Origin of the sequence: Paraburkholderia sp. J8-2, from assembly GCF_905220195.1 — a bacterium.
Taxonomy (GTDB): Bacteria; Pseudomonadota; Gammaproteobacteria; order Burkholderiales; family Burkholderiaceae; genus Paraburkholderia.
The window spans coordinates 156225-179626 of record NZ_CAJMZA010000002.1 but is presented as its reverse complement, the minus strand read 5'-3'; the positions used below and the strand labels follow the sequence as shown (position 1 = coordinate 179626).

At 64.8% G+C, this 23402-nt stretch carries 17 protein-coding genes; 10 read left to right on the top strand and 7 right to left on the bottom strand.

All coding sequences use genetic code 11. From position 1 onward, the window contains the following. Nucleotides 1-200: 200 nt before the first annotated feature. Nucleotides 201-1403, top strand: coding sequence for an NO-inducible flavohemoprotein (gene hmpA / locus U5A52_RS06045; RefSeq protein WP_321934265.1), 1203 nt, complete (start codon nt 201-203; stop codon nt 1401-1403). Between the two features lie 108 nt (nt 1404-1511). Here hmpA and U5A52_RS06040 read toward each other — a convergent pair whose 3' ends face one another. The 3 genes from U5A52_RS06040 to U5A52_RS06030 all read right to left on the bottom strand — a co-directional run bounded on the left by U5A52_RS06040 (nt 1512) and on the right by U5A52_RS06030 (nt 5483). Continuing rightward, nucleotides 1512-2516: a GlxA family transcriptional regulator gene (locus U5A52_RS06040; RefSeq protein ID WP_321934264.1), complete on the bottom strand. Its 1005-nt coding sequence runs from the start codon at nt 2514-2516 to the stop codon at nt 1512-1514. A gap of 354 nt (nt 2517-2870) precedes the next feature. After that, nucleotides 2871-3323, bottom strand: a complete 453-nt coding sequence (locus tag U5A52_RS06035; RefSeq protein ID WP_321913138.1) for a GDP-mannose mannosyl hydrolase — start codon at nt 3321-3323, stop codon at nt 2871-2873. Between the two features lie 183 nt (nt 3324-3506). Next, nucleotides 3507-5483 (bottom strand): hypothetical protein, encoded by a 1977-nt coding sequence (locus U5A52_RS06030; protein WP_321934263.1) that lies wholly within the window; start codon nt 5481-5483, stop codon nt 3507-3509. Between the two features lie 628 nt (nt 5484-6111). Here U5A52_RS06030 and U5A52_RS06025 point away from each other — a divergent pair. The 7 genes from U5A52_RS06025 (at nt 6112) to U5A52_RS05995 (ending at nt 16215) form a co-directional block, all read left to right on the top strand. Beyond that, nucleotides 6112-7116 (top strand): GlxA family transcriptional regulator, encoded by a 1005-nt coding sequence (locus U5A52_RS06025; protein WP_321913136.1) that lies wholly within the window; start codon nt 6112-6114, stop codon nt 7114-7116. Nucleotides 7117-7205: 89 nt separating this feature from the next. Then, nucleotides 7206-8714, top strand: coding sequence for a mannose-1-phosphate guanylyltransferase/mannose-6-phosphate isomerase (locus U5A52_RS06020; protein WP_321934262.1), 1509 nt, complete (start codon nt 7206-7208; stop codon nt 8712-8714). Nucleotides 8715-8754: 40 nt separating this feature from the next. Beyond that, a complete protein-coding gene (locus tag U5A52_RS06015) occupies nt 8755-10146 on the top strand; it encodes an undecaprenyl-phosphate glucose phosphotransferase (protein ID WP_321913134.1) in 1392 nt (463 codons plus the stop codon). A gap of 76 nt (nt 10147-10222) precedes the next feature. After that, entirely contained in the window at nt 10223-12454 is a 2232-nt protein-coding gene (locus tag U5A52_RS06010) for a polysaccharide biosynthesis tyrosine autokinase (RefSeq protein ID WP_321934261.1), read from the top strand. A 100-nt stretch (nt 12455-12554) separates the two neighbouring features. Further along, complete coding sequence (gene gmd, locus U5A52_RS06005; RefSeq protein ID WP_321913197.1) at nt 12555-13673, top strand: GDP-mannose 4,6-dehydratase; 1119 nt, start codon at nt 12555-12557, stop codon at nt 13671-13673. Nucleotides 13674-13677: 4 nt separating this feature from the next. Further along, nucleotides 13678-14637 (top strand): GDP-L-fucose synthase, encoded by a 960-nt coding sequence (locus U5A52_RS06000; protein WP_321934260.1) that lies wholly within the window; start codon nt 13678-13680, stop codon nt 14635-14637. 189 nt (nt 14638-14826) lie between these two features. Continuing rightward, nucleotides 14827-16215: a glycosyltransferase WbuB gene (locus U5A52_RS05995; protein ID WP_321934259.1), complete on the top strand. Its 1389-nt coding sequence runs from the start codon at nt 14827-14829 to the stop codon at nt 16213-16215. 30 nt (nt 16216-16245) lie between these two features. Here U5A52_RS05995 and U5A52_RS05990 read toward each other — a convergent pair whose 3' ends face one another. Continuing rightward, the gene (locus U5A52_RS05990) at nt 16246-16845 is read right to left on the bottom strand and encodes a hypothetical protein (RefSeq protein ID WP_321934258.1); all 600 of its coding nucleotides are present in this window, start codon (nt 16843-16845) and stop codon (nt 16246-16248) included. A 247-nt stretch (nt 16846-17092) separates the two neighbouring features. On the opposite strand from U5A52_RS05990, the gene U5A52_RS05985 reads away from it, so the two are divergent. Continuing rightward, nucleotides 17093-17794 carry a putative colanic acid biosynthesis acetyltransferase gene (locus tag U5A52_RS05985; RefSeq protein ID WP_321934257.1) on the top strand — a complete coding sequence of 234 codons (702 nt, stop codon included), beginning with the start codon at nt 17093-17095 and terminating at the stop codon, nt 17792-17794. A 66-nt stretch (nt 17795-17860) separates the two neighbouring features. On the opposite strand, the gene U5A52_RS05980 is transcribed toward U5A52_RS05985, so the two are convergent. The 3 genes from U5A52_RS05980 to U5A52_RS05970 form a co-directional block, all read right to left on the bottom strand. Further along, nucleotides 17861-19096: a polysaccharide biosynthesis/export family protein gene (locus tag U5A52_RS05980; protein ID WP_321934256.1), complete on the bottom strand. Its 1236-nt coding sequence runs from the start codon at nt 19094-19096 to the stop codon at nt 17861-17863. Nucleotides 19097-19291: 195 nt separating this feature from the next. Then, the gene (locus U5A52_RS05975) at nt 19292-20521 is read right to left on the bottom strand and encodes a glycosyltransferase (RefSeq protein WP_321913127.1); all 1230 of its coding nucleotides are present in this window, start codon (nt 20519-20521) and stop codon (nt 19292-19294) included. Continuing rightward, nucleotides 20518-21915, bottom strand: coding sequence for a sulfite exporter TauE/SafE family protein (locus tag U5A52_RS05970; RefSeq protein ID WP_321913126.1), 1398 nt, complete (start codon nt 21913-21915; stop codon nt 20518-20520). Before U5A52_RS05970 ends, U5A52_RS05975 begins: the two co-directional genes overlap by 4 nt. Before the next feature lie 314 nt (nt 21916-22229). On the opposite strand from U5A52_RS05970, the gene U5A52_RS05965 reads away from it, so the two are divergent. Beyond that, a complete protein-coding gene (locus U5A52_RS05965) occupies nt 22230-23393 on the top strand; it encodes an acyltransferase (RefSeq protein WP_321934255.1) in 1164 nt (387 codons plus the stop codon). Nucleotides 23394-23402 lie beyond the last annotated feature (9 nt).

Sequence of the window (23402 nt, the reverse complement as noted above, 5' to 3'; positions counted from 1 at the left end):
AAGGGCACAAGCAGCGCGTCATCGCCGAAAGGGACTGGCTAACGCACCGCAAAAGCCCTGCCGAAGTCCCCCCACGGCCATCCGCCGCGAATTCACGCCTCGCACAATCCGCAGATTGCCGGGGTGCGACAAAATGCCCGGGTCGGGCTGCCGCGTTAAAGATGTATCTTATGTGCATCTTTAACGAGGAGAAGCTGCAAATGACTGCGCTCACCGCCGACCAGATGGCCCGCGTGAAGGCCACTGCGCCCGTTTTCGCCGAACACGGCGCCACGATCACCACGCATTTCTACAAGCGGATGTTCGCCGCGCACCCCGAGCTCAAGAACATCTTCAACCAGACGCACCAGCAAAGCGGCAGTCAGCCCGAAACGCTCGCACGCGCGGTCTATGCCTACGCGGCGAACATCGACAATCTGGGCGCGCTCGGTGGCGCGGTCACGCATATCGCGCACAAGCACGCGAGCCTGAACATCCGTCCGGAGCACTATCCGATCGTCGGCCGCCATCTGCTCGGCGCGGTCGTGGACGTGCTCGGCGACGCCGTGGACCAGCCCACGCTCGACGCCTGGGCCGTGGCCTACGAGCAACTCGCGAACATCATGATCGGCACCGAGGCGAAGCTGTACGAGGGCGCCTCGTGGAGCGGCTTCCGCCCGTTCAAGGTGATGCGCAAGCAAGTCGAAAGCGACGAAATTACCTCGTTCTATCTCGCGCCGGCCGACGGCGCATCCGCAGGCGGCTTCGAGCCGGGGCAGTACGTGAGCGTGACGCGCTTCGTCGACAAGCTTGGCGTGGACCAGCCGCGTCAGTACAGCCTTTCGGACGCGCCTCACGGCAAGTGGCTGCGCATTTCGGTGAAGCGCGAAGCCGGCCGAGGCGAGGCACAGCCGGGCCACGTGTCGAACCTCATGCATGACGGCGTGGAAGAGGGCGCGGTGGTGCACGTGAGCGCGCCGATGGGCGAGTTCACGCTCGATCGCAAGAAGACGACGCCGGTCGTGCTGATGAGCGGCGGCGTGGGCATCACGCCGATGAAGTCGATGCTCTCCACGTTGATCGCGGAGCGCAGCGAGCGCAAGGTGACCTTCGTGCACGCATGCCGCAACGCGAAGGTGCACGCATTCCGCGACTTCCTGCGTCACGCTGTTTCCGAGTACCCGAACGTCAAGCGCGCGGTGTTCTACGAAGAAGTCGGCGCAAACGACCGCCGCGGCGTGGACTACGACTTCGAAGGGCGCATCGATATCGGCCGCATCGAAGCCGACGTGCTGCTGCCCGACGCCGACTACTACCTGTGCGGCCCCGTGGCGTTCATGCGCGAGCAGCGCGAGGCGCTCGTTGCCCGCGGCGTCGACGCCTCGCGCATTCACACGGAGATTTTCGGCTCCGGCATACTGTAACGGCGCGCACTGGTGTTAACCATTAGTAGACCGAATGAAAAGACGCCGCGTGAAAACGCGGCGTCTTGCGTGTGAGGCAGTCAATCGTGTATCGATTTGCAACGGAAGTCATTCGGTCGAAGCCCGCCTGTTGACCGCGCGATACCCCGATGGCGAAATCGAGAGCCTGCGCCGGAAGATGCGCGCAAGGCGCTCGCCGCGCGGCACGCCGCAGCGTTGCGCGATCTCGTCGATCGGAAGATTGGTTTGCGCGAGCAACAGGCAACTCGCATCGAGCCGCGTGCGCAGCAGATATTCGGACGGCGTGAGTCCCGTTTGCGTCTTGAAGTGACGCAGGAAGTTGCGCATGCTCATCTGCGCGACACGCGCCGCATCGGCGACCGAGATCGGCTGATGGTAGTTCTCGCGCAGCCAGTGAGCGGCCGAGCTGATCTTGCCGTTTGCGCTGTCCGCTTCGCCATCGTCGAGCATAGGGCCGAGCCGTTCCCACGAGCCCGGCATCGAGTCCTCGGAAACGCGCTGCGCGAGCGCGACGCCATGATTGCGCTTGACCACTTTCAGCGCCGCGACGAGCGCCTCGGAAGGCGTCACGACCGAAGCGCCGGCGTTGCGCGCTTCCAGCGCGCGGCGCAGCCGCTGCGCCGAATTCGCCGTATTGCCGCCCGTGCGCAGAAAGGGCACGTCGGCGGCGGCGAGTACGGCGCGGCCCTCGCCGAGTGCGCGGATGATGCGCACTTTCGGTGCGAGCATCTGAAGCCGCGTGATGAGCCGCGGATTGTCGCGCGCCATCATCGCACCGGGGCCGCCGGCGATGAACAGTGTGTCGAAGCCGCTGCGCAGCGGGCCATGCAGGCTCTCGGACCAGATCCGCAGGCCGCAGCCGCTGGCCACGTTGCCGCCAGGCTCGGAAAGCATCACGACCGAATAAGCAGGAAGCGTGTCGGCGCAGGCATCGTTCGCGAGACGAAACACGTCGGCGAGCAAGGTCACATCCCCGAGCGGGAAGCCCTCGAAAACCAGGATGCCTATGCGTTTGGCCACGTGTCCGAACTTCAAGTGAGCGCCGCGCGGCTGGAAAGCGGCTTGCCGGCAGACCACCCTGTCGATGTACATGGCCGGTTCCTCGCGCAGAAAGGATTCGCAGGAGTACGTTGCGTTTTTGCGCCGCGCGCCCTGATCCGGTTGCTTGGGGCTGCTTTGGGCTGTTACACGCGGTCACATCACGCTTTCGGGATTCATGATAGGCCGGTGCGCCCCTGACGCACGGCGCAGTCTGAAAATGCCGAGAAGTTGGCAGAATGGCTCGATATGCGCTGGGAGGCGGGGCTGGCCCTGGCCGGGCGTTGCGCTTGGGCGCCTCCAGTACATACAAGCGCGCACAAGGGCGAACGCACCCCACGCGCGAGGTATTCGAAAGCCGCGCGCGGAACGCAGAGGGGCGGGTGTGTGTGTGGCGCTTGCGCGTTTTCAGCAAAAATATTGTTTCGTATTCTTGTGCACGTCGTCGCGCTTGAGTAGCTCCTCGGGCCAGAGCCACGCGTACTGGCTATGCTGGTCGAAGCGCCCGACGGGCACCGTGCTGTCCAGCATGAATGCATAGGCGAGCACCACATAGTGCGTGCCGATACCGTTCTCCGCCGCGAAGTTGTCGGGATAGTGATGTTCGTATACGCCGACGAAGCGCGCCGAGGAGCGTTGCATGCTCGCAATGCCCAGCTCTGTTTCGACGATGCGCGTGAACGCGGCGTCCAGCCGTTCGTCCTTGTGAATGCGTCCGCCCGGAACGAACCAGGTGCCGCGTGCGGGGCGATTGCGCCGCTGGCCCACGAGCACACGGCCGTCGGCGTCGGCGACGATCAAGTCGATCGCGACGAGCGGTGCGAGCCGCACCACCTCCAGGAATTCTGTCGGTGAGAGCATGGACGAGCGTATCCGCGGGGTGTCGGTCGTGTCGATTAGATGATCCGAAGCGCAGTCGCTGCGCACACGGCGCGTGCGAGGCACGTTCAAGAGCAGTCTAGGCGGGCCAATATCGCGTTGCACTGTCCGCAACCGCCGAAGTCTCGCTATCGTGGGCCAAGATGCGGCTAGCCGACCAGGCGCTCAAGGCTTCGGCGCGACGTAGCCCGCGGGTGTGACAGCGTTCGATCTGGCGATATCGGCGTTGTCCGACACCACATAAACGGGCGATTCGGTCAGGCGCAGCGGGAGCATGCCGTCGTTGTAAGTCATCGTGGTCGGATTGCCCATCATGTCGAAGACGCTGACCTGGCCCGAGCGCCCGCGCGCGTCCACCTGAAGCGTGTAGTTCGTTGCACGCGTGGCATCGAAGCCCGTCTTCGCGCTCCAGCGAGCGTTGTCGTGGCTCCACAGCGCGGTGATCACCTTGCCGCCGCCTTTGCCGTCTTTATTGCCGCCACCGCCCGGACGCGCGAACGCGTACGCATAGACGCCCGCCGGCGTGCCGCGCAGCGGCCCGAGCGTATACGTACCGTCGATCAGCCGCGTCATGGTCGCGACCGCGAGCGCGGCCGGCTTCGGACTGATGTTCGAGGCGCCGTACATGCCCTTCGGATGCTCGAGTTCAAAGAACACGCCATAGCCGGGCGTCGTCTCCGGCATGTCCGCGCCATAGAAGATGAACGTGGTGTCCGCGCCTTCGCCAAGCAGGATCAGATGCGCGCGCGCGACCACCGCACCTTGCGCGTAGAGCGTTTGCGCGTCGGGATAGTTGGCCGCGTAGTTCGTACCAATGTCGTAACTAATACCTGTTTCGGTGACAAAGAGCGGCGCGCCGGGCTTGAGCATGTCGCGCATTGTCGCGCGCAGCTCGCGCATGGCCTCGGGCAGCGAAAGCGTGCCCTTTTCGGGCGCGCCGTACAAACGCTCCGGTGGATGCGAAGGGCTCGTGCCGAAATCGTAGTAGCCGTGGATCGTCACGCCGTCGATATATTTAGCAATGCCAAACGGTGCGAACTTCTTGAGCCACTCGGTGTTGCCCTGCACGCCTGCATAGGTTGGGCCCATCACGATCGCCGACGTGTCGGTGGAGTGCAAGCCCTCGTAGACGGTCTTGTAGAGATCGACGAAATGCGCGTCCGTGTCTTTCCACGGCAGCCCGCCGTCCTTGTCGGGCTCCCATGTGACCTGATAGTAATTGTGCGCCTGGCGGGGGAAGACGCGCGCGCGGATGCGTGCGGACTCCGTGCCTACGCGCGCCATGTAATCGCGCAACTGGGCCAGTGAAGAAGGCAGGTAGCTGTGGGTCTCCTGGCCGTTCGGGCTCGCCCACGCGGGAAAGCCGTCGACCGTGATCAAGCGCATGATGTCGCCGGGCTTGAACTGCAGATCGAGTTCTGAGGCGGCAGGATCGAATGTATTGGGACCTTTCGGTTCCATGACGTACCAGCCGCGCTTGTCGTTGGCCCATGCCAGGCCGAGGTTCGTGTAGAGCGGACGCAAGCCGTCGCCGCCGCAGCAGTGCTGGCCGGGCGCGATATATGCTGAGCCTTGGCCGCCGAAGCGGTGCAGGTCCTGGCGTGTAAAGGCGGGTGCGGGAAGTGCTGCGCTCACATCGGGCAGCACGCCGAACGTCGTGATGCCGGCTGGCCGCGTGCCGCGCTGGGGCAAACCAGTCGAGGGCTGCGAAGCCAGCGACGCCGAAAACGCGAAGTAGCCCGCCTGTGGCAGCGTGCAGGTGAGCGACGTGACGCGAGGGCCGGCTGCTACCGTGAAGTTGCCGCTGGCCTGCGGGCGGCTCCACGTATCCGCGATCTGCCATTGCACCTTGTCGTCGCGCGTCGCGCGCGTGGTCACGTCGATTCGCACGCTCTTGCCGCGCGGAAAAAGCCGCGTGCCGTCGCTGCCGGGCGTATCGGCCGAGATGGGATCGTCGCTTGCGTCTGTCGCCGCGCGGCTGTCGGCGCTCCTGCAAACGGGCGCGTCGGCGGCGCGGCAATTCATGGCCGGCAGAAGGATGCCGAGTGCGAGCGCCGCAGCCGGCAACCATGAACAGGCGCGCGAGCGGCGCGCGAAACGAGGCGTCACGAGTGCGGATGCAAGGGCTAGGCGCGATGTCATGGGCAGGTTCCTCACTGCATGAAAGGGTAAGCCTAGTTGTTCGAGCCAGTCATTTGACGCCAGCGTCCAGGCTTTTCGCGCAATTTTCCCTCGAAGCTCCGCGTGCAGGTTGTGCAGTGCTCTCGGAGTCCAATCATATAAGGCGGGATTTTGTGAATTTTTTTATTGTGCGGCGCAAACAGGATTTAACAGGTTTAAAATTCGCATCGCGTGCTCGAAATCCGGGCGCAAAGCTTCTTAAACATCATTTAATCAGACGAATAGAGGCGCAGTCTTTTATTGCTCGTTTCTCTTCCATCCCATGCGCACGCATCGATCGGAAGGCATCGAACGATTTTGTCGTAACAAAGGCGAAAATACCGGCCTGTAACGGTTATCCGGCACTTTTGCCCAAACCGATGTAATCGAACAAATTGCCTTTCACGCAGTTTGCGTTTTGTCATTCGACTTGGCGCCCAAGCTTCTAAACGGTCCTCGACCGGACTAAATGCGCCAATGTCTCGCCAGTTTCGGTCAGTCGTCGTTGCAGGAATTTTTCTCTGCATATGATGCACTGCACATGGAATGCTATCGAAATGCTATTACCGGGACTTTTCGCTTGATACGGGGGATTGTTTAGGGGAAAAGCATGGCGTACGCAAGTCTGGATTTACCGTCGTTCAGTCGCCCGCATCTAGTGACCGCGGGCATCAGTCGAGAGGTGCGTCATATCGCAATTCTGCTGTTCGATGGTTGTTCGCTCCTCGGCGCCGGCATTGTGGCTGAAGTGTTTCATGTGGCGAACGAACTCTCGACAGATACCGCTCGCAGTTCACCATACGATGTCAGCATCCTTTCGGCCGATGGCGGCAACGTGACGTGCTCGTCGTCGGTGCGGGTCTGGACGGACGGACTCGATGCTCGCCACTACGTCGGTTTCGACGCGCTGTTCGTGGCGGGTGGCAAGGGCGCCTTCGCGGCCGCCAACGACGAGCGTCTCGTCGCATGGCTGCGTCGCGTGCATGCGAATACCGGCACCATTCGTCCGATTGGTGAAGGTCGTTCACTGCTCGAGGCGGCGAGTCTGTGCGGCCAGCGCACCCAGCACGAGTTCGGCTCGTATGCGGTGCAAACGGGCCGCGAGGAAGCAAGCGGCGACGCCGGCGACCGGCTCGAGTCGATGAAGAGCGCACTCACGCTCGTCAAGCGCGATCTCGGTGTGGATGTGGCGCGTGCCGTGACTGAGCGGCTCATGCCCGATTCGGGCGGCAACCTGTTGCCGTTTCTCGGCGATGCGCTCGGCAGCGCACCGGCTGACAAAGTCCGTGCAGCCGCGCGTTGGCTGCAGGAAAACTGTCAGCGCGCCATTTCGATAGCCGACGCGGCACAGGTCGCAGCGATGAGCGAGCGAAACTTCCTGCGCCGCTTCAAGCTGGAGATGGGCATCACGCCATCCGATTACCTCTTGCATGCGCGCCTTGCCATCACCTGCAGCCTGCTCACCGATTCGGAGTTGCCGGTCGACAAGATCGCGCGCCGCACGGGCATGGGCAATGGCGACCGCCTCGCCAAGATCTTTCGCAAGCGCATGATGATTTCGCCCACCGAATACCGCGAGCAAAGCCGCCGCGAGGCCGGCGTAGCCGTCTCGTAACGCCGCGGTAACAACGGTCGCACTTCGTTACAAACGGGGTCGCTTTTCGCGAGCCGAGGTGATCCTGCCCGATATGAAGGAGTCCGAAGATGAATGAGAGGTCATCGATTCAGGAGGGCCAGAGTCAGGCTCGCGTCGAAGCCGCGGCGTGCACGCGTATCGTGCCTGTCGTGCTGGCGGGAGGTTCCGGAACGCGTTTGTGGCCGATGTCGCGCGAACATTTCCCTAAGCAGCTAATTGGTGTGGTGGGCAGCGATACGCTGCTGCAGGCAACCGTGCATCGGTTAGACGGCTTTTCATCGGAGTGGCAGGTCGCGAGCGCGCCAATCGTCGTATGTGGTGAAGAACACCGCTTCGTGATCGCCGAGCAGTTGCATGCGTGCGGTATCGACGCGCGGCTCGTGGTCGAGCCCGCGCGGCGCGACACGGCGCCGGCGCTCACGCTCGGTGCAGCGCTTGCGTGCGCGAACGGTGACGACGCGATTCTCATCGTCATGCCTTCGGACCATGCGATTGCCGATACGGATGCGCTGCAGAGCGCGCTCGAATGCGCCGCGCGCCACGCGCAGCGCGGCGCTATCGTGACGCTCGGCGTGCCGCCGCGCTCGCCCGAAACGGGGTTTGGTTACATCCGTGTGGGCGAGGCGATTGCCGACGGCGCGCACCGTATCGACGGCTTCGTCGAAAAGCCCGCGCCGGAACTCGCCACGCAATACATCGCACAGGGCGGCTACTGGTGGAACAGCGGCATCTTCGTGATGCGCGCGAGCGTCTGGCTCGACTCGCTGCGCGCACTGCAGCCCGACATGCATGCAGCGTGCCTTGCTGCATTCGTCGATGGAAAGGAAGACGGCGCCGTGTTCCGTCCGGGCACGGAGGCCTTCAAGGGCGCGCCCGCCGACTCGATCGACTACGCGGTCATGGAGCGGCTATCGGGCAGCAATGGCTGGACGCCCGAGGGCGTGGTGGTCGCGCTCGATGCGGGCTGGTCCGACCTCGGCTCGTGGGACGCCGTGTGGGCCGCAATGGAAAAAGACGAGGACGGCAACGTCGGGCGCGGGCGTGTGGTGTTCGAGGGGGCGGTTGCGACGTACGCGCATTCCGAAGGCAGGCTCGTGGCTTGCGTGGGGACCTCGAACCTCGTGGTGGTCGAGACCGCCGATGCGGTTCTCGTCGCGGACCGCTCGAAGGTGCAGGACGTGAAGGGGCTCGTTGCGCGCATCAAGGCCGAGCATGCGCCCGAAGCGGATTCGCATCGCAAGGTGCAACGTCCGTGGGGCTTCTACGATTCGATCGATTCCGGCGAGCGCTTTCAGGTCAAGCGCATCGTCGTCACGCCTGGCGCGCGGCTCTCGCTGCAACTGCATCACCATCGCGCCGAGCACTGGACGGTCGTGCGCGGCACCGCGCTCGTCACGCGTGGTGAGGAATCCTTTCTTATGACGGAGAACGAGTCCACGTACATTCCGCTCGGCGTGCGTCACCGGCTGGAAAATCCGGGCAAGGTGCCACTCGAAATTATCGAGGTGCAGTCGGGCGCGTATCTGGGAGAGGACGACATCGTCCGTTTCGACGATACGTATGGCCGCTGCGGTTGAGGGCAGCAGCACGGCCTGCAGGGAGAAAAAAGGAGAAAGCATGCGCGAGCTGCAAAATCTGATGGCGAGAGTGCTCGACGTATCTGCCGTGATGATCGGCGCGAGCGTAGCTTCGGAGATCCGCTTCGACGATGTGGTGCCGCGCGGCGTGAACGAAGCCTTCGTGCTGCTCGCCGCCGCGTTCGCGCTCGTGATCTTTCCGGCGTTCGAGCTTTACCAGTCGTGGCGCGGCCGCTCCAAGGCGCTGCTCGCGGGCCAGGTGTCGCTTGCGTGGCTCGTCGTGCAGGGCTGCGCGCTGATCTCGATGTACTCCACGATGCATCATGTCGACGTCGTTTCGCGCCTGTGGTTCGCTTACTGGACCGCGCTTGCAGGCGGCTTGCTCATTACGTGGCGCTTCCTCGCGCACGGCGTGCTTGCGCACATGCGGCGCGCGGGCATGAATCTCCATCAGGTCGCCATTGCGGGGTCCGCGACGCAGTGCGACGAGATCGTGCGGCGCATCGGCGCGGAGCCGGGCTCGGGCTTTCGCGCGAGCGCCCTCTACAACACGACGCCGCAATCGGCGCGGCCCGCCAGCGAGAAAGACACGCCGGTGTGCGACACGATCGAGGCGTTCGCGCAGTACATCCGCGAGCATGACGTGCATGAGTTGTGGCTCGCCCTTTCGCTTGCCGAGGAGCGCACAGTGGTGCGGCTCGTGAGCGAATTTCGCAACGACCTCGTGAATATCCGCTTCATTCCGGACGTGCGCTCGCTAGCGCTATTCGACACCAGTACGGTGATCGAGCTGCTCGGCGTGCCCGCGATCAACCTCGTCGCTTCGCCGCTGCCCGCGAGCGCGCAGTTCAAGAAGGCGGTGTTCGATCGCGTGTTCGCGGCGCTTGCGCTCGTGAGCCTCATGCCGCTACTCATCGGCATCGCCATTGCGGTGAAGTTTTCCTCGCCGGGGCCGGTGCTGTTCAGGCAGCGCCGCAAGGGCGCCGACGGCCGCGTGTTCACGATCTACAAGTACCGCACGATGCGCGAGCACAAGGAAGCGCCCGGCACGGTGAGCCAGGCCACGCGTGACGACCCGCGTGTCACACGTCTCGGCGCGTTCCTGCGCCGCACGAGTCTCGATGAGTTGCCGCAGTTCTACAACGTGCTGCGCGGCGATATGTCGGTGGTCGGTCCCCGCCCGCATGCGCTCGAGCACGACGATCTGTATCAGAGCGTGGTGAAGGGCTATATCCACCGCTATCGCATCAAGCCCGGCATTACCGGCTGGGCGCAGGTCAACGGATTTCGCGGCGAAACCGATCGCCTCGAAAAGATGGAAATGCGTGTAGCGCACGATCTGTATTACCTCGGGCATTGGTCGTTCTGGCTCGACATGCGCATCATCGCGGCCACGGTCGTTCACGGGCTGGTGGGCCGCAACGCGTACTGAGCGCGGCGGCGCATCCGGGCAAGCATCACCAGTCAAGCATCACGAGCAAGCAATACCAGGTTTCGGGAGAAGCAAGATGGCGATGAATTATGACGGCGCTTACTACGGCGCAGCAGCCGCCGACGAGCGATACCTAGGCGACTATCTGCAAACGATGGTGGCGAACTGGCGCGCTATCGCGATCGTGACGCTCGCCGTCACGCTGCTGGGCACGGCCTATGCCTTCCTGGCCACGCCGACCTATCGTGCCGACGTGCTGTTCCACCTCGTCGACAAGGGCGACGCCAGCAAGAAGGACAGCAGCCTGCCGCCGCTCACGGGCATGTTCGACGAGAAGTCGACCGCGAACGGCGTGATCGAAATGCTGAAGTCGCGCAACGTGACCGAGGAAACGGTGCGCAAGCTGCACCTCGACATTTCTGCGCGGCCGCGCGAAATGCCCGTGATTGGCGGCATGCTCTCCAGCATCATGGGCTCGCCCTGGGCGCAGAAGCTGCCCGGCTTCATGCGCCCGGCCGGCTATGCATGGGGTGGCGGCGAGATCAAGGTGTCGCGCTTCGATACACCCGAAGCGATGTATGAGCGCGATTTCACGCTCGTCGCGGGCGACGAGCCCGGCACGTTCACGCTGCGCGACCCCGACGGCATTCCGCTCCTGGAGGGCCGCGTGGGCGAGGACGTGAGCGCCAATACATCAGTCGGGCCGATCGCGCTGCATGTGGACAGCTTGAGCGGGGCGCCCGGAACGCCTTTCCTGCTCATGCGCGCCTCGACGCTCACCACTGTCGACCGGCTCGAGCGCGCACTCGAAATCCAGGAAGTCGGGCTGCAGTCCGGCGTGATCCGCGCGAGTCTCGAAGGCCACAACAGCAAGATGACGGCCGCGATCCTCAACAACGTGGCGCACGAGTTCATCAAGCAGGACATCGCGAGCCGTTCGGCCGAAGCGGAGCACATGCTCGCGTTCCTCGACGACCAGTTGCCGCAACTGCGCGCGCAGGTCGATACGGCCGAGCAGAAGTACAACAAATTCCGCAACGAGCACGGCACCGTCGATCTCGGCGAAGAAAGCCGGCTGCTGCTCCAGCAGGTGAGCGACAACAAGATTCGTCTCGAAGACCTGCGCCAGCAACGCGCGGAACTCGCGCAGCGTTTCACCGAGCATCACCCGGCCGTTCAGTCGCTCGACGCACAGATCGGCACGCTGCAGGCCGCGCAGTCGCAACTCACGCGCAATGTGGCGCAACTGCCCGATACGGAGCAGTCCGCAGTGCGCCTGTTGCGCGACGTGCATGTGAGCACGGAGCTGTACACGAGCCTCTTGAACAGCGCGCAGCAACTGCGTGTGGCGCGCGCGGGCCAGGTGGGCGACGTGCGCGTGGTCGATTTCGCCGAAGCGCCGGACGATCCCGTGCGTCCGAAGAAGCTGCTCGTGATCGCGCTCGCGATCGGCGCGGGTCTCGTGCTGGGCGTGCTCGTCGCGTTCGTGCGCAAGTCGCTGTACGGCGGCGTGGAGCGCCCGGACGAACTCGAAGCCGCGCTCGGCGTGCCGGTTTTCGCCGTGGTGCCGCGCAGCCCGCAGCAACTGCGGCTGCAGCATCACGTCTCATCGCGCCGGCGCGGTCTGCACGTGCTCGCGCAACAGAACCCGCAGGACGTGGCGGTGGAAGGCGTGCGCAGCCTGCGCACCTCGCTGCAGCTCACGCTCAACGACGCGCGCAACAACATCGTGATGCTCACGGGCTCGCGCCCCGACATCGGCAAATCGTTCCTCTCGGTCAATCTCGCCGCGCTGGTCGCCTCGGTGAACAAGCGCGTGCTGATCGTCGATGGCGACATGCGGCGCGGCGACGTGCACTCGCACTTCGGCATTGTTCACCAGCCGGGCCTCTCCGACGTGCTGCTCGGCGCGGAGCTGGAGCGGGCGATCCAGCGCGAGGTGCTGCCGGGCCTCGACGTGCTCGCCAAGGGCTCGCTGCACTCGCATCCGTCCGAGCTCCTGATGAGTCCGCGTTTCGAGTCGCTGCTGCAGGAGCTGGGCGCGAAGTACGACCTCGTCATCGTCGATACGCCGCCGGTGCTCGCGGTGACCGACTCGACGGTGATCGGACGCTACGCGGGTACGACGCTTCTCGCGATCCGCCATGGCCGCCACCCGATTTCGGAGCTCGAGGAAACGGTCAAGCGCCTGCGCATAGGCGGCGTGAATCTGCGCGGCGTGCTGCTCACCGACGTGCCGAAGACCGGCGCATTCATCGGCGGCGGGTATCGCGGCGGCTACTACGGGTACGAAAGCATTGCAGGGTAGGGCAGCAGGCAGGCAGCAGGACCGCGGCCGGCCGGGGGGCCGCCGCGGCTAGTGGAACCACCGAATCCCATTTCGCTCACGCGAGGAGAGAACGATGGCGATGGCTCGCAAGGTTGCGTTGATCACCGGTATCACCGGTCAGGACGGTTCGTATCTGGCAGAACTGCTGTTGAACAAGGGCTACGAAGTGCACGGTATCAAGCGGCGCTCGTCACTCTTCAACACGGACCGCATCGATCACCTGTATCGGGACGTGCACGACCCGGAACCCGGCATTCAGCTGCATCACGGCGAGCTGACCGATTCCACGGCGCTGCTGCGCGTGATCCAGCGCGTGGCGCCCGACGAAATCTACAACCTCGCCGCGCAAAGCCACGTGGCGGTGTCGTTCGAGGAACCCGAGTACACGGCGAACGCGGACGGCCTCGGCACGCTGCGCATTCTGGAGGCGATTCGCATTCTCGGCCTTACGCAGAAAACGCGCTTTTATCAGGCGTCGACGTCCGAGCTGTACGGGCTCGTGCAGGAAGTGCCCCAGCGCGAAACCACGCCGTTCTATCCGCGCAGTCCCTACGCGGTGGCGAAGCTGTTCGCCTACTGGACCACGGTCAATTACCGCGAGGCGCATGGCATCTACGCGTGCAACGGCATCCTCTTCAATCACGAGTCGCCGCAGCGCGGCGAGACGTTCGTCACGCGCAAGATTACGCGTGCGCTAGCGCGCATCGCGGTCGGCCTGCAGAAAATGCTGTATCTCGGCAACCTCTCCGCCATGCGCGACTGGGGCCATGCGCGCGATTACGTCGACATGCAGTGGCGCATGCTCCAGCAAGAGAAGCCAGAAGATTTCGTGATCGCAACCGGCGTGCAGTACAGTGTGCGTGACTTCGTGCGCGTGGCCGCCGAGGAACTGGGCATCACCGTGCGTTTCGAAGGCAGCGGCGTGGACGAGGTCGGCATTGTCGACCAGGTGCAAGCGCGCGACATGCGCATAGAACCGGGCGACGTGATCGTGCGCGTGGACCCGCGCTACTTCCGCCCGACCGAGGTCGAGACGTTGCTCGGCGACGCCTCGAAGGCCCAGGAGAAACTGGGCTGGAAACCGGTGACGACGTTCCATGCGCTCGTCAAGGAAATGGTGCGCGCCGACTACCAGGCTGCCCGGCGCGACGCACTCGTCAAGCTGGCCGGATTCAGGGCTCTCGAACATCACGAGTGAACGCATGGACAAGAACTCCCGAATCTTCGTGGCCGGCCACCGGGGCATGGTGGGCTCGGCGCTCGTGCGTGCGTTGCAGGCGAATGGATACTGGAACCTCGTCATGCGCACCCATGCGGAACTGGACCTCACGGATCAGGCTGCGGTAGATCGATTTTTCGAAGGCGAGAGCATCGATGCGGTGCTGCTCGCGGCCGCACGCGTGGGCGGCATCCTCGCCAATTCGACGCGGCCCGCGCAGTTCGCGTGGGACAACCTGGCAATCGAGACCAACGTGATCCGCGCGTCGCACAACGCGGGCGTGGAGCGCCTCGTGTTCTTCGGCTCGTCGTGCATTTATCCGCGCGAATGCCCGCAGCCGATCCGCGAAACCTATCTGCTCACCGCGCCGCTCGAGCCGACCAACGAGGCCTACGCGATCGCGAAGATCGCCGGCCTGAAGCTTTGCGAAGCGTACAACCGCCAGTACGGTACGCATTTCGTCTCGCTCATGCCGACCAACCTGTACGGCCCCAACGACAACTACGACCTCGGCAGCAGTCATGTGCTGCCCGCGCTGCTGCGCAAGGCGCATGAGGCGCGCACGAACGGCCAGCGCACGCTGACTGTCTGGGGGTCGGGCAAGCCACGCCGCGAATTCCTGCACGTCGATGATCTCGCCGATGCGACGATCTTCGTGCTGGAGCACGAGACCGGCGACGGCGTGTACAACGTCGGCGTGGGCGAGGACCTGTCGATCCACGATCTCGCGCAGCGCGTGTGCGACGTGGTGGGCTTCGACGGCGAACTGGTATTCGATTCGACCAAGCCCGACGGCACGCCGCGCAAGCTGCTCGATGTGTCGCGCCTGGGCGATCTGGGCTGGCACGCGCACATTGGCCTCGAGGAGGGGCTCGCCCGCACCTACGACGACTTTCTTCAAGCCTATGCCGCACCGGCGCACGAGGCAGGCATGCGGGCTTGATGCGGCCTCACAGGGCCGACGGGTTGCAAACAATCGGCTCGATGGACGAGGGGGAAAGGCGTTTGTTTGGTGGTGGGCGTCGTGCGCGGACCGGATGCACGGCGCCCGCTTTTTTTCGCTCGGCGCGCGAGTCGAAGGAAAGCGGTAGACCAGCAGCTCAAAAAGCAGTTCAGGGACGGAAACAACGCAATGAGAATCCTGATCTACGGACTGAATTACGCGCCCGAAGTGACAGGCGTCGGCAAATACAGCGCCGAAATGGCAGAGCTGCTCGCGGCGCACGGCCATGAAGTGCGCGTGATCTGCGCGCCGCCCTATTACCCGCAATGGCGCGTGCACGACGGCTATCGCGCGGGGCGCTACGCACGCGAAACCTTGCGCGGCGTGAGCGTGTGGCGCGCGCCGCTGTGGGTGCCTTCGCAGCAGGGCGGCCTCAAACGCATCGTGCATCTGGCGAGCTTCGCGCTTTCCTCGCTGCCGCTCCTCGCGCGGCTCGCGGCGTGGCGGCCGGAGGCTGTCATGCTGATCGTGCCGACATTCTTTTGTGCGCCCGGCGCGCTGATGCTCGCGCGCGCCGTTGGGGCGGGCAGCTGGCTGCATATTCAGGACTTCGAAGTCGATGCGGCATTCGATCTGGGGCTGCTCAAGGGCGGCCAGGGCTCACGTCTCGGGCGCGCGGCGCTCGCCTGCGAGCGCTGGCTGTTGCGGCGCTTCGACGCCGTCTCGTCGATTTCGCCGCGCATGGTCGAGCGCGTCATCGACAAGGGCGTGGACGCCTCGCGCGCCGTGTGCCTGCCGAACTGGGTCGATACCCAGGCGATCTTCCCGCTGCCGTATCCGAGCGCGTTCCGGCAGCGCCTTGGCATCCCGCAGGACAACACCGTCGTGCTGTACTCGGGGAACATGGGGGCGAAGCAGGGCATCGAAATTCTCGCGGACGTCGCAACGGCGCTCGCCGCGCGCACGGATATCAGCTTCGTGTTCTGCGGCGACGGCGCGGCCAGGCGAGACCTGATCGCGCGTTGCGAGCCGCTTTCGAACTGTCATGTGCTGCCGCTGCAGCCTGCGTCGATGCTCAATGAACTGCTGAACGTGGCCGATATCCACGTGCTGCCGCAGCGCAACGACGCCGCCGACCTTGTCATGCCCTCGAAGCTCACCGGCATGTTCGCGAGCGGGCGTGCGGTGGTCGCCATGGCGCGGCCCGGCACGAGTCTCTTCGACGTGGTCTCGGATCACGGGATTGTCGTGCCGCCCGAAGACGGCGAGGCGCTGGCGGCCGCGATCGTCGAACTGGCCGGCGATCCGGCGCGGCGCACCGCGCTCGGCCACGCCGCACGGCGCTACGCGAAGCGCATGCTGTCGCCGCAAGCGATCTTCGACGTGCTCGAAGCGAGGCTTGCCGGGCTCGCGAGCGGGGTTGCCGAGCCGGCGAGTCAGGCGCGAGTGGAGCCGCAGCCGGCGGCAAGTGGCGCTGCTTCGACGCATCGAGGCGCGGATCAATCTGGCGACGAACCCGCTCATCAAGCAGGCAAAGGCGGATCGACGTTGCCCGAGGTCGAGCAGTCCGATGTCTGATCGACGGCGGCCTTGGGCCGCTAGCAGAGCTTACCAGGGCGACTTGTAGAGCTCGGAGTTGGCCTGGTCCGGCGACCCGTACGGGTTGCTGTATGGATTGCCATAGACCTGGGCGGTCGGCGAGGTTTCGCGGGCGCCGTAGTCGTATCCGGCGCTCGACCGATGGCTACCGGCAGGGTTGCCTGCCGAGCTTCTCACCACCGCGTTGCCGGCGCGAGACCGGCCGTTCGATCCGATCCTGCTGCTCGCGCCACCTCGGCCGTTTCTGCCGCCCGAGGCGCTCGCTTCGCTTGCCGCGTAATCCCCAGGCGTGACGACGTGCATGTGCTTTTCGTTCGTGAGCGCGTCTTGCGCGTCGTCTGGCGAAGCGCCGTTGCTGCTGTATGGGGTCGCGCTGTACGGGTTGTCCGAAGTGCCCGGGCCGCCGAGCAGGCGTTGCTCGTCGAGTTTCTGGCGCTGCACGGCGTTGGTGAGGGTGTCGCCCTGGCTGCTCTGGTATTTCGCATTGGCGGACGAGCCGCCGGATGGGGCGTTTTGCGCGAACACCGCGCACGGCCATGCGGCGCACGCGGCTTGCAGCGCAGCGGCGAGCACGTAGGGCGCAAACTGATGTCGATTCAGGCTGGACATGGCATGGATCCCGCGCGCCGCGAATCATGCGGCGTCAAGCCTTCATGTTGCCCACGCAGCGTCGCCCCGCTGCGCCAAAACCCCTGCCGTGTCGGCCACGCGCGGGAGGCGATGCGCAGGCCGCCGGATAATGAAATCGCGGCTCGACGCCGCCCGTTGTCCCGTTGCCGGTTTTCGGCACGGGCTCGCGACGAGCCGGGAAGCACGCAAGCCACATAGAACCGACCCGGGTGGGCAAGGAGCGTTCATGACGGAAGCGGTCGAAGGTTTAGGAACCCTCAAAGGGAACGTCGGCGCGGCCGGCCGCAGGGATGGCGCTGGCGAGGCACCGTCTGCAGGCGTCGCGCCGCCGCAAGCCGCCGCGCAGTCTGCAAGCGCGGAAATCCGCGTGATCGATTTGAGCCGCGCGGGCAAGGGCAACTTCGTTGCGCGCCGCGGCAAGCTCGTGCAGGCCGCCTGGTATCTGGTCGAGACCTGCGTGCTCGACAACCGTCTGCTGCCGCTCTCCGCGCTGCGCGTGAGCTTGCTGCGCCTGTTCGGCGCGAAGGTCGGCGCGGGATGCCGCCTCGTGCACCCCATGCGCGTGAAGGCGCCGTGGAATCTGGAGATGGGCGAGAACTGCTGGATCGGCGTGGACGTGTGGATCTACAACCAGGCGCCCATCCGCATCGGCTCGAACGTCTGCATTTCGCAGGGCGCGTTTCTCAGCGCCGGCTCGCACGACATGCGCACGAACATGGACCTGCACGTCGCGCCTATCGTGATCGAGGACGGCGCGTGGGTCTCGTCGAAATGCGTGGTGCAAATGGGCGTGACGATCGGGCGCTCGGCGGTCGTCACGCCGCTTTCGGTCGTCCATCGCTCGCTGGAAGCCGGCGGCGTGTATGGCGGCAATCCGTGCCGCTTTATCCGCTGGCGCTTTGAGGAGAGCCAGCCGCCCAAGGCATGAGGCGGCGCTCAAGCCGCGGTATGAGCAGGCCAGCAGGCCTGCTCATACGCACACGAACTCCACCCGCTAGTAACCGCCGTAACCCACCGCCCGGCCCGCAGCGGCTGCCTGCGTACTCGGCAGGATCAGGTTGATGACGCGGCTCCACTTCACGAGCGCCGAGGCATCGACGAACACCACGTCGTTCGGCTTCAGGTCGAACTCGTCGGCCGTGGCCATGGCTTCCGGCGTCGACGCGTCGAGGTGGTAGACCGTGCGGTGTCCTTCCTTCTGCCCGCGCACCACGTACACCTGCGAGGCGTCGCCCGATCCCTGGCTGATGCCGCCCGCGTTGCCTAGCGCGTCGTTCAGCGAGAGATGGCCGTTATCGAACGGAAGCGGCCCTGGGTGCCCGACTTCGCCGAGCACGAACACGCGACTTTCGTTCGCCGAATACACGCGCACGAGGTCGCCGTTTTGCAGCAGGATTTTGTCCGGGTTCACGCCTTCCTTGATCATGTCGGGAATGTTCACCATGATCGTCTTGTCGCCGCGCGTCACGCTAACCCGCGAGCGGTCGCCCGCCGCCGTGAAGCCGCCCGCGCGGTTGATCGCCTCGGGCAGCGACATCGTCATGTCGTTGAGCACCATGAGGCCGGGCGTGCGCACTTCGCCGTCCACATACACACGCCGGCTGCGGTACGACTCGATGCGCAGCGTCACCTGTGGCTTGTTCAGGTAGTAGGCCAGCTTGCTCGCCACGAGATTGCGCGCCTCCATCTCGGTGAGCCCCGCTACGTGGATCGGCCCCACGTAGGCCACCTGGATCGCGCCAGTCGAGTCCACGGTATAGCCCGACTGCACCTGGCTCGCGCTCTGGTCCTGCGACCCGTTACCGCCGCCACCGCCGCCCGTCGGCAAGTTCATCTCGGGGTGATCCCACACGACAATGCTCAGCACGTCGCCGGGCCCGAGCGTGTAGGGCTTGGGCGTGCCGAACAGCGACGAGACGTTGGTCGGGACCGCCGTCGGTCTCTCTGCCGCCTGTTTCGCGACCAACGCGTTGTTGATCTCGACGAGCGCCCCCGGCGGCGGTTGATCCCCGTTGCCGCCCGAGCGCGCGGAGTCGGTGGCGGCTTTCGCCTGCGTGACGCTCGACGGCGCCGTCATGCCAGGCGAGAGCGCGCAGCCCGAAATCATGGCTGCGGCCGCCACGATGGCCGCCACCGCCGACAGGGCCGCCCGTGCGCGGCCCGCCGATAACTTGCGCAAACTGCGCGCGGGCTGCGTCGCGGTTGCGGCAGTGGCTGCAGTTGCATGCACGGCTTCGCCGCCAGAACAATCAGGTGTGCTGTTTAACATAGTGTTGCCCCCTTACTCACAGGATTCGCACATCGCCACGAAGGTGCAACGCGCTCACATCGTTCGATTGGTTATGACGCTTGAGCTGCGTTGCTTCGTCACCCCTGCCAATCCCTACCATGACCGCTATCTGATGCTGTTTTTTCTACTTTCCGTTTATTCGGTTTGCTCCGCGGGCTCGCCCTGCGCCATGGCGCTCATCGCACGCCCTCGGTGAAATCGAGCGCCCGCATACGAAGGATGTTCCTGCAGCAAGCCGAGCAGCGAGCGCACCATGCCATCCATCGCGAAGCGTGCATCGAACGTGCGCCGGGCCTGCGCGCGCATCGCATCGCGCGAGGGTTCGTCGAGCGCGCGCCATGACGCGAAGTTGCGCTGCGTGCCGGCGACCGTGTCGGGCGCGACGAAACCGGCGCCATCCTCATCGATCTCGCGCCATACGCCCACCTTGTCCGAGACCAGCGCGGGCAGCCCGCACGCCAGCGCCTCCGCTACGGACACGCCGAAATTCTCCTGGTGCGACGGCAGCACGAACACGTCGCTGGCAAAGAACGCACCCCACTTGAGGTTGCCCTGCAGCATGCCCGGCCAGCTGATGCGGTGCGTGATGCCGTGCGTCTGCGCCATCGCCTGCAGCGCGGGCTGCCAGTTGCCCTTGTCGGGGCCGGCCATCAGCAGATGCGCATCCGGCGTTTCGCGCGCATGATCGGCAAATGCCTGAACCAGCACGTCGCAGCCCTTCTTCGGGTGCAGGCGCCCGAGGAACAGCACGATGCGCTTGTTGCGCAGATGCGGCGACTCTTGCAGGAAGGCTTCACGCAACGTGTCCGGGTCCTCGCGCGGTGCATTGGTGCCGAACGGCACGACGCGCTCGTTGGCGCGGTACAGCCAGAACGAATCGCGCGCGAGCAGGCGTTCTTCTTCGGTTGTGAAGATCACGGCGGCGGCATCGCGCAGCACGCGAAAATCGGCCCACGGCCAGTAAGCCCATTTCTTCAGATGCTTGAGCGGATAAGTCGCCTTGAACCACGGGTCGAGCATGCCGTGTGTGTACACGTAGTACGGCAGCTGGGCGTGGCGCAGCGCGCGCCACGCGCCGAAGCCGTGGTATTGCCAGAGGCCGTGCACGATCGCCGCGTCGAAGCGCCTTGCGTTCGCGCGCAGCCACGGCACGTAGCCGGGGCTGTATCCGTAGTGGCCGCGCCCGGGGCCCAGGGCGTGCAGCGGCAGCGGGAATTCGCGCACGTAAGGCGCGTCGATCGGGTCGAGCGAGGCCACTTCGATCTGGTGATCGAGCGCCGCCATCGCGAGGCCGCTCTGGCGCACGCCTTCAATCGGGCCGCCCGAACGGGGGTCGACCGTGGACACGAGGTGCAGGATTTTCATCGGGGCTCCGGAGTCGCGTACGTGTTGAGCGGCACCGGCGCCGCCGCGGGCGCCGTGGGTCGGAAGGCAGGCTCGCGCCCGTAGGACGGGTGCAGGCGCTGGCGCTTGCGTTGCAGGTCGATGCGGTAATGAAGCTGCGAATACAGCGAGACGATGAGCCCGAGCGCGAGGCCATACACGAGGCCCGAAAAACGCGTGCCGAGCGGATTGCCGCCAATCGAAGCGCCGGGCAGCGCGGCGAGCACGAGCAGCGCCATGCTGAGCGGCATGAGCATCGGGTGACGCGGCGCAATGCGGCGCCAGCGCCTGAATGCGCGTCCGGCAACGATGAGCGCGACGATCACCGCGAGCGGCATGCAGCCGCCGAACACGATACCTTCGGCGTAGAGCTGATACACCCAGAAGTTGTGGCCCGCCACCCAGTCGCTGGTGTTGAAGTAATCGTCCTTGCTGAATGTCTGGTTCACGTACTGGTAGTAAATGGGCGAGTAGCGGTAGAGGTGGCCATACCCCTTGCCGAACAGTACCGACTCCACCGATTCGGTGACCTGGTCGTACTGGTCGCGCATCTCCGCAATACGTGTGACCGTGGTCGGGTCGCGGTCGGAGTCCGAGTTTTGCGCGGCCGTCACGCGCTGCGTCCAGTGTTCGGTGATGGACGGGAAGAGCCACGCGGTTCCCACGCCCAGCGCCACGATGAATAAAAGTGCGATGCCGGTGCGGAAGAACGATTTGATCAGATGGCTCACTGAAGGCGAGGCGAGCCACGCCGCGAACATGGCGAGCAGGACGGTCGCGATCAGCAGGCTGCGCGTGACGCTCAGCAACTCGACGATCAGCGTGGCAAGGAACACGATCACCATTGTCATGTTGAAGCGCCGGGCGACGATGAACTGGTGCAACAGCATGCCTTGCAGCGCGAGCATGGTCGGCGAGACGATGCGAAAGCGGATGTCGGCGAGCGGCCCGCCTACAGCCAGCAAGCCGAAGAAGAACGTAAACACGAGACACAGCACGTTCGCGTAGTAAAGCGCGCGCTGCAACTGCATGACGCGAATGGGGTGCCACGGGCGGCACATGGCCCAGTAGCCGAGCACAAAGAGCAGGAACGGCAGGATCACGCGCAGGTACTGGCCGACCGGATTGTGCTGCAGCACTTGAGCAATGAGGCTGCCGATGAGGCTTGCGACGAGCGCGCCCGTCACGAACGAGCGCAGCCGGATCGGACGCGCGAAGCGCGGGCCGATCATCGCGAGAATCAGCGCGCCTGCCAGGGCCGGAATGACGGCCAGCCATTGCGCGCCATGGCCGAACTGGGAGTCAGGGGCCTTGTAGTCGAAAGCGAGAGGCACGAGGCACACCCAGAGCCACAGAACAGCATGTTTGTTTCGCATCCGCGTTTCTCCCGGTGCGGTGCATAGGGTTGCAAACGCTGCGCAAGAAATATGCGCACCAAACGCGTTGGTTCGACTCAATATAAAACGCCGCAAGCGCCTTGCGCATGCGCGTGGCGGGAAGCGGCAGGGTTGTGGCGGCAGGAAAAAAATTCTGATTTGGCGTGTGGTTTGCTCCACACACCTGGCCGAGAACGGCGGGAACTTGGCGCACGCTGCACGGCGCCAGTGTTCATGATGGGGTCGGCAGGAGTAAGTTTTCCATCGTCTGCCTTGCGCAAGAATCCGGCATGGACGAAAGCGAGGGAAAGGTCATGAAGCTGCTACACGGAGTGAGTCAATCGACGAAAGGGCGCTCCGTCGAACTCGACTTCGTGCGTGGCATCGCGATCTTCGTGGTGATGGGCTTTCACTTCCACACGGTGCGCACGGGCCATGCGTGGGTGAGCGTGATCGAGTACCCGCTGAAAAGCTTCGGCCACGAAGGCGTGAATCTTTTCTTCACACTAAGCGGCTTTCTCGTGGGCGGCCTGCTGCTGCGCCAATACGCGCAAACGGGCCATATCGGCGCGCGCCGCTTCATCGTGCGGCGGATCTTCAAGATCTGGCCTGCCTACTACGTGCTCATTCTCTTTCACCTGCTGGCGGGCCGCCACCGGCCCGATACGTTCCTCTGGCAGAACCTCACGCACATGCAGAACTACTTCGGCACCTCCATTGCGCAAACGTGGAGCCTCGCAGTCGAAGAGCACTTCTATCTGTTCCTGCCCGCACTGCTGATCCTGCTCGCACACTTCCGGTTGCGCGCGAACGCCCTGATCGCCGTAATGGCCGGCCTTTGCGCGATCGTTTTGACCGCGCGTTGCATTGCGGTATCGCACGGCGATCTCGTCGGGGCGTTCAACTACACGCAGTACCGCATGGACAGCCTGCTTATCGGCGTGATACTGGCGACGATTTACTGGATGAAGCCCGACGTCTGGCGCATGCTCGTTGCGAAGAAGCGCTGGCTGTTCGCGGCGGTGGGGCTGCTCCTCGCCTGGCTCATCTTCGCGACGCCCGATGTCGCGCTGGACGAGAGCATTGGCTACACGATTCAGGCCATCGGCTTTTGCGCGCTCATCATGCTCGTGCTCGAACATTCGGGCCGATTGCGCACGACGTGGCTGTATCGCGGGCTTGCTTGGCTCGGCGTGTACTCGTACGGCATCTACCTCTGGCATTCGCTCGCGCTCGCGCCCGGCGACTATCTGATCCACAAGGCGAGCGCGCTCGGCGTGCCGCCGCTCGCCGCCTGGCCGGCCGTGATCTTCGCGCAGTTCTTCATCGCTGCGGCGCTCGGTTATCTCACCACGCGCGCTGTCGAGTTCCCGTTCCTGCGTCTGCGCGAGGCGATGTTCCCCGACTCGCGCGGGGCCGTTCCCGCCGAGCGCCCCAACACGAGCGCGGCGGATCGCAAGATCGAAGGCGTTGCGTGAGCGGGTCGA

Bases quoted from the DNA above. Each gene is read 5' to 3' on its own strand.
- hmpA (WP_321934265.1), top strand. From the start codon at position 201: ATGACTGCGCTCACCGCCGACCAGATGGCCCGCGTGAAGGCCACTGCG.
- U5A52_RS06040 (WP_321934264.1), bottom strand. From the start codon at position 2,516: ATGTACATCGACAGGGTGGTCTGCCGGCAAGCCGCTTTCCAGCCGCGC.
- U5A52_RS06035 (WP_321913138.1), bottom strand. From the start codon at position 3,323: ATGCTCTCACCGACAGAATTCCTGGAGGTGGTGCGGCTCGCACCGCTC.
- U5A52_RS06030 (WP_321934263.1), bottom strand. From the start codon at position 5,483: ATGACATCGCGCCTAGCCCTTGCATCCGCACTCGTGACGCCTCGTTTC.
- U5A52_RS06025 (WP_321913136.1), top strand. From the start codon at position 6,112: ATGGCGTACGCAAGTCTGGATTTACCGTCGTTCAGTCGCCCGCATCTA.
- U5A52_RS06020 (WP_321934262.1), top strand. From the start codon at position 7,206: ATGAATGAGAGGTCATCGATTCAGGAGGGCCAGAGTCAGGCTCGCGTC.
- U5A52_RS06015 (WP_321913134.1), top strand. From the start codon at position 8,755: ATGCGCGAGCTGCAAAATCTGATGGCGAGAGTGCTCGACGTATCTGCC.
- U5A52_RS06010 (WP_321934261.1), top strand. From the start codon at position 10,223: ATGGCGATGAATTATGACGGCGCTTACTACGGCGCAGCAGCCGCCGAC.
- gmd (WP_321913197.1), top strand. From the start codon at position 12,555: ATGGCTCGCAAGGTTGCGTTGATCACCGGTATCACCGGTCAGGACGGT.
- U5A52_RS06000 (WP_321934260.1), top strand. From the start codon at position 13,678: ATGGACAAGAACTCCCGAATCTTCGTGGCCGGCCACCGGGGCATGGTG.
- U5A52_RS05995 (WP_321934259.1), top strand. From the start codon at position 14,827: ATGAGAATCCTGATCTACGGACTGAATTACGCGCCCGAAGTGACAGGC.
- U5A52_RS05990 (WP_321934258.1), bottom strand. From the start codon at position 16,845: ATGTCCAGCCTGAATCGACATCAGTTTGCGCCCTACGTGCTCGCCGCT.
- U5A52_RS05985 (WP_321934257.1), top strand. From the start codon at position 17,093: ATGACGGAAGCGGTCGAAGGTTTAGGAACCCTCAAAGGGAACGTCGGC.
- U5A52_RS05975 (WP_321913127.1), bottom strand. From the start codon at position 20,521: ATGAAAATCCTGCACCTCGTGTCCACGGTCGACCCCCGTTCGGGCGGC.
- U5A52_RS05970 (WP_321913126.1), bottom strand. From the start codon at position 21,915: ATGCGAAACAAACATGCTGTTCTGTGGCTCTGGGTGTGCCTCGTGCCT.
- U5A52_RS05965 (WP_321934255.1), top strand. From the start codon at position 22,230: ATGAAGCTGCTACACGGAGTGAGTCAATCGACGAAAGGGCGCTCCGTC.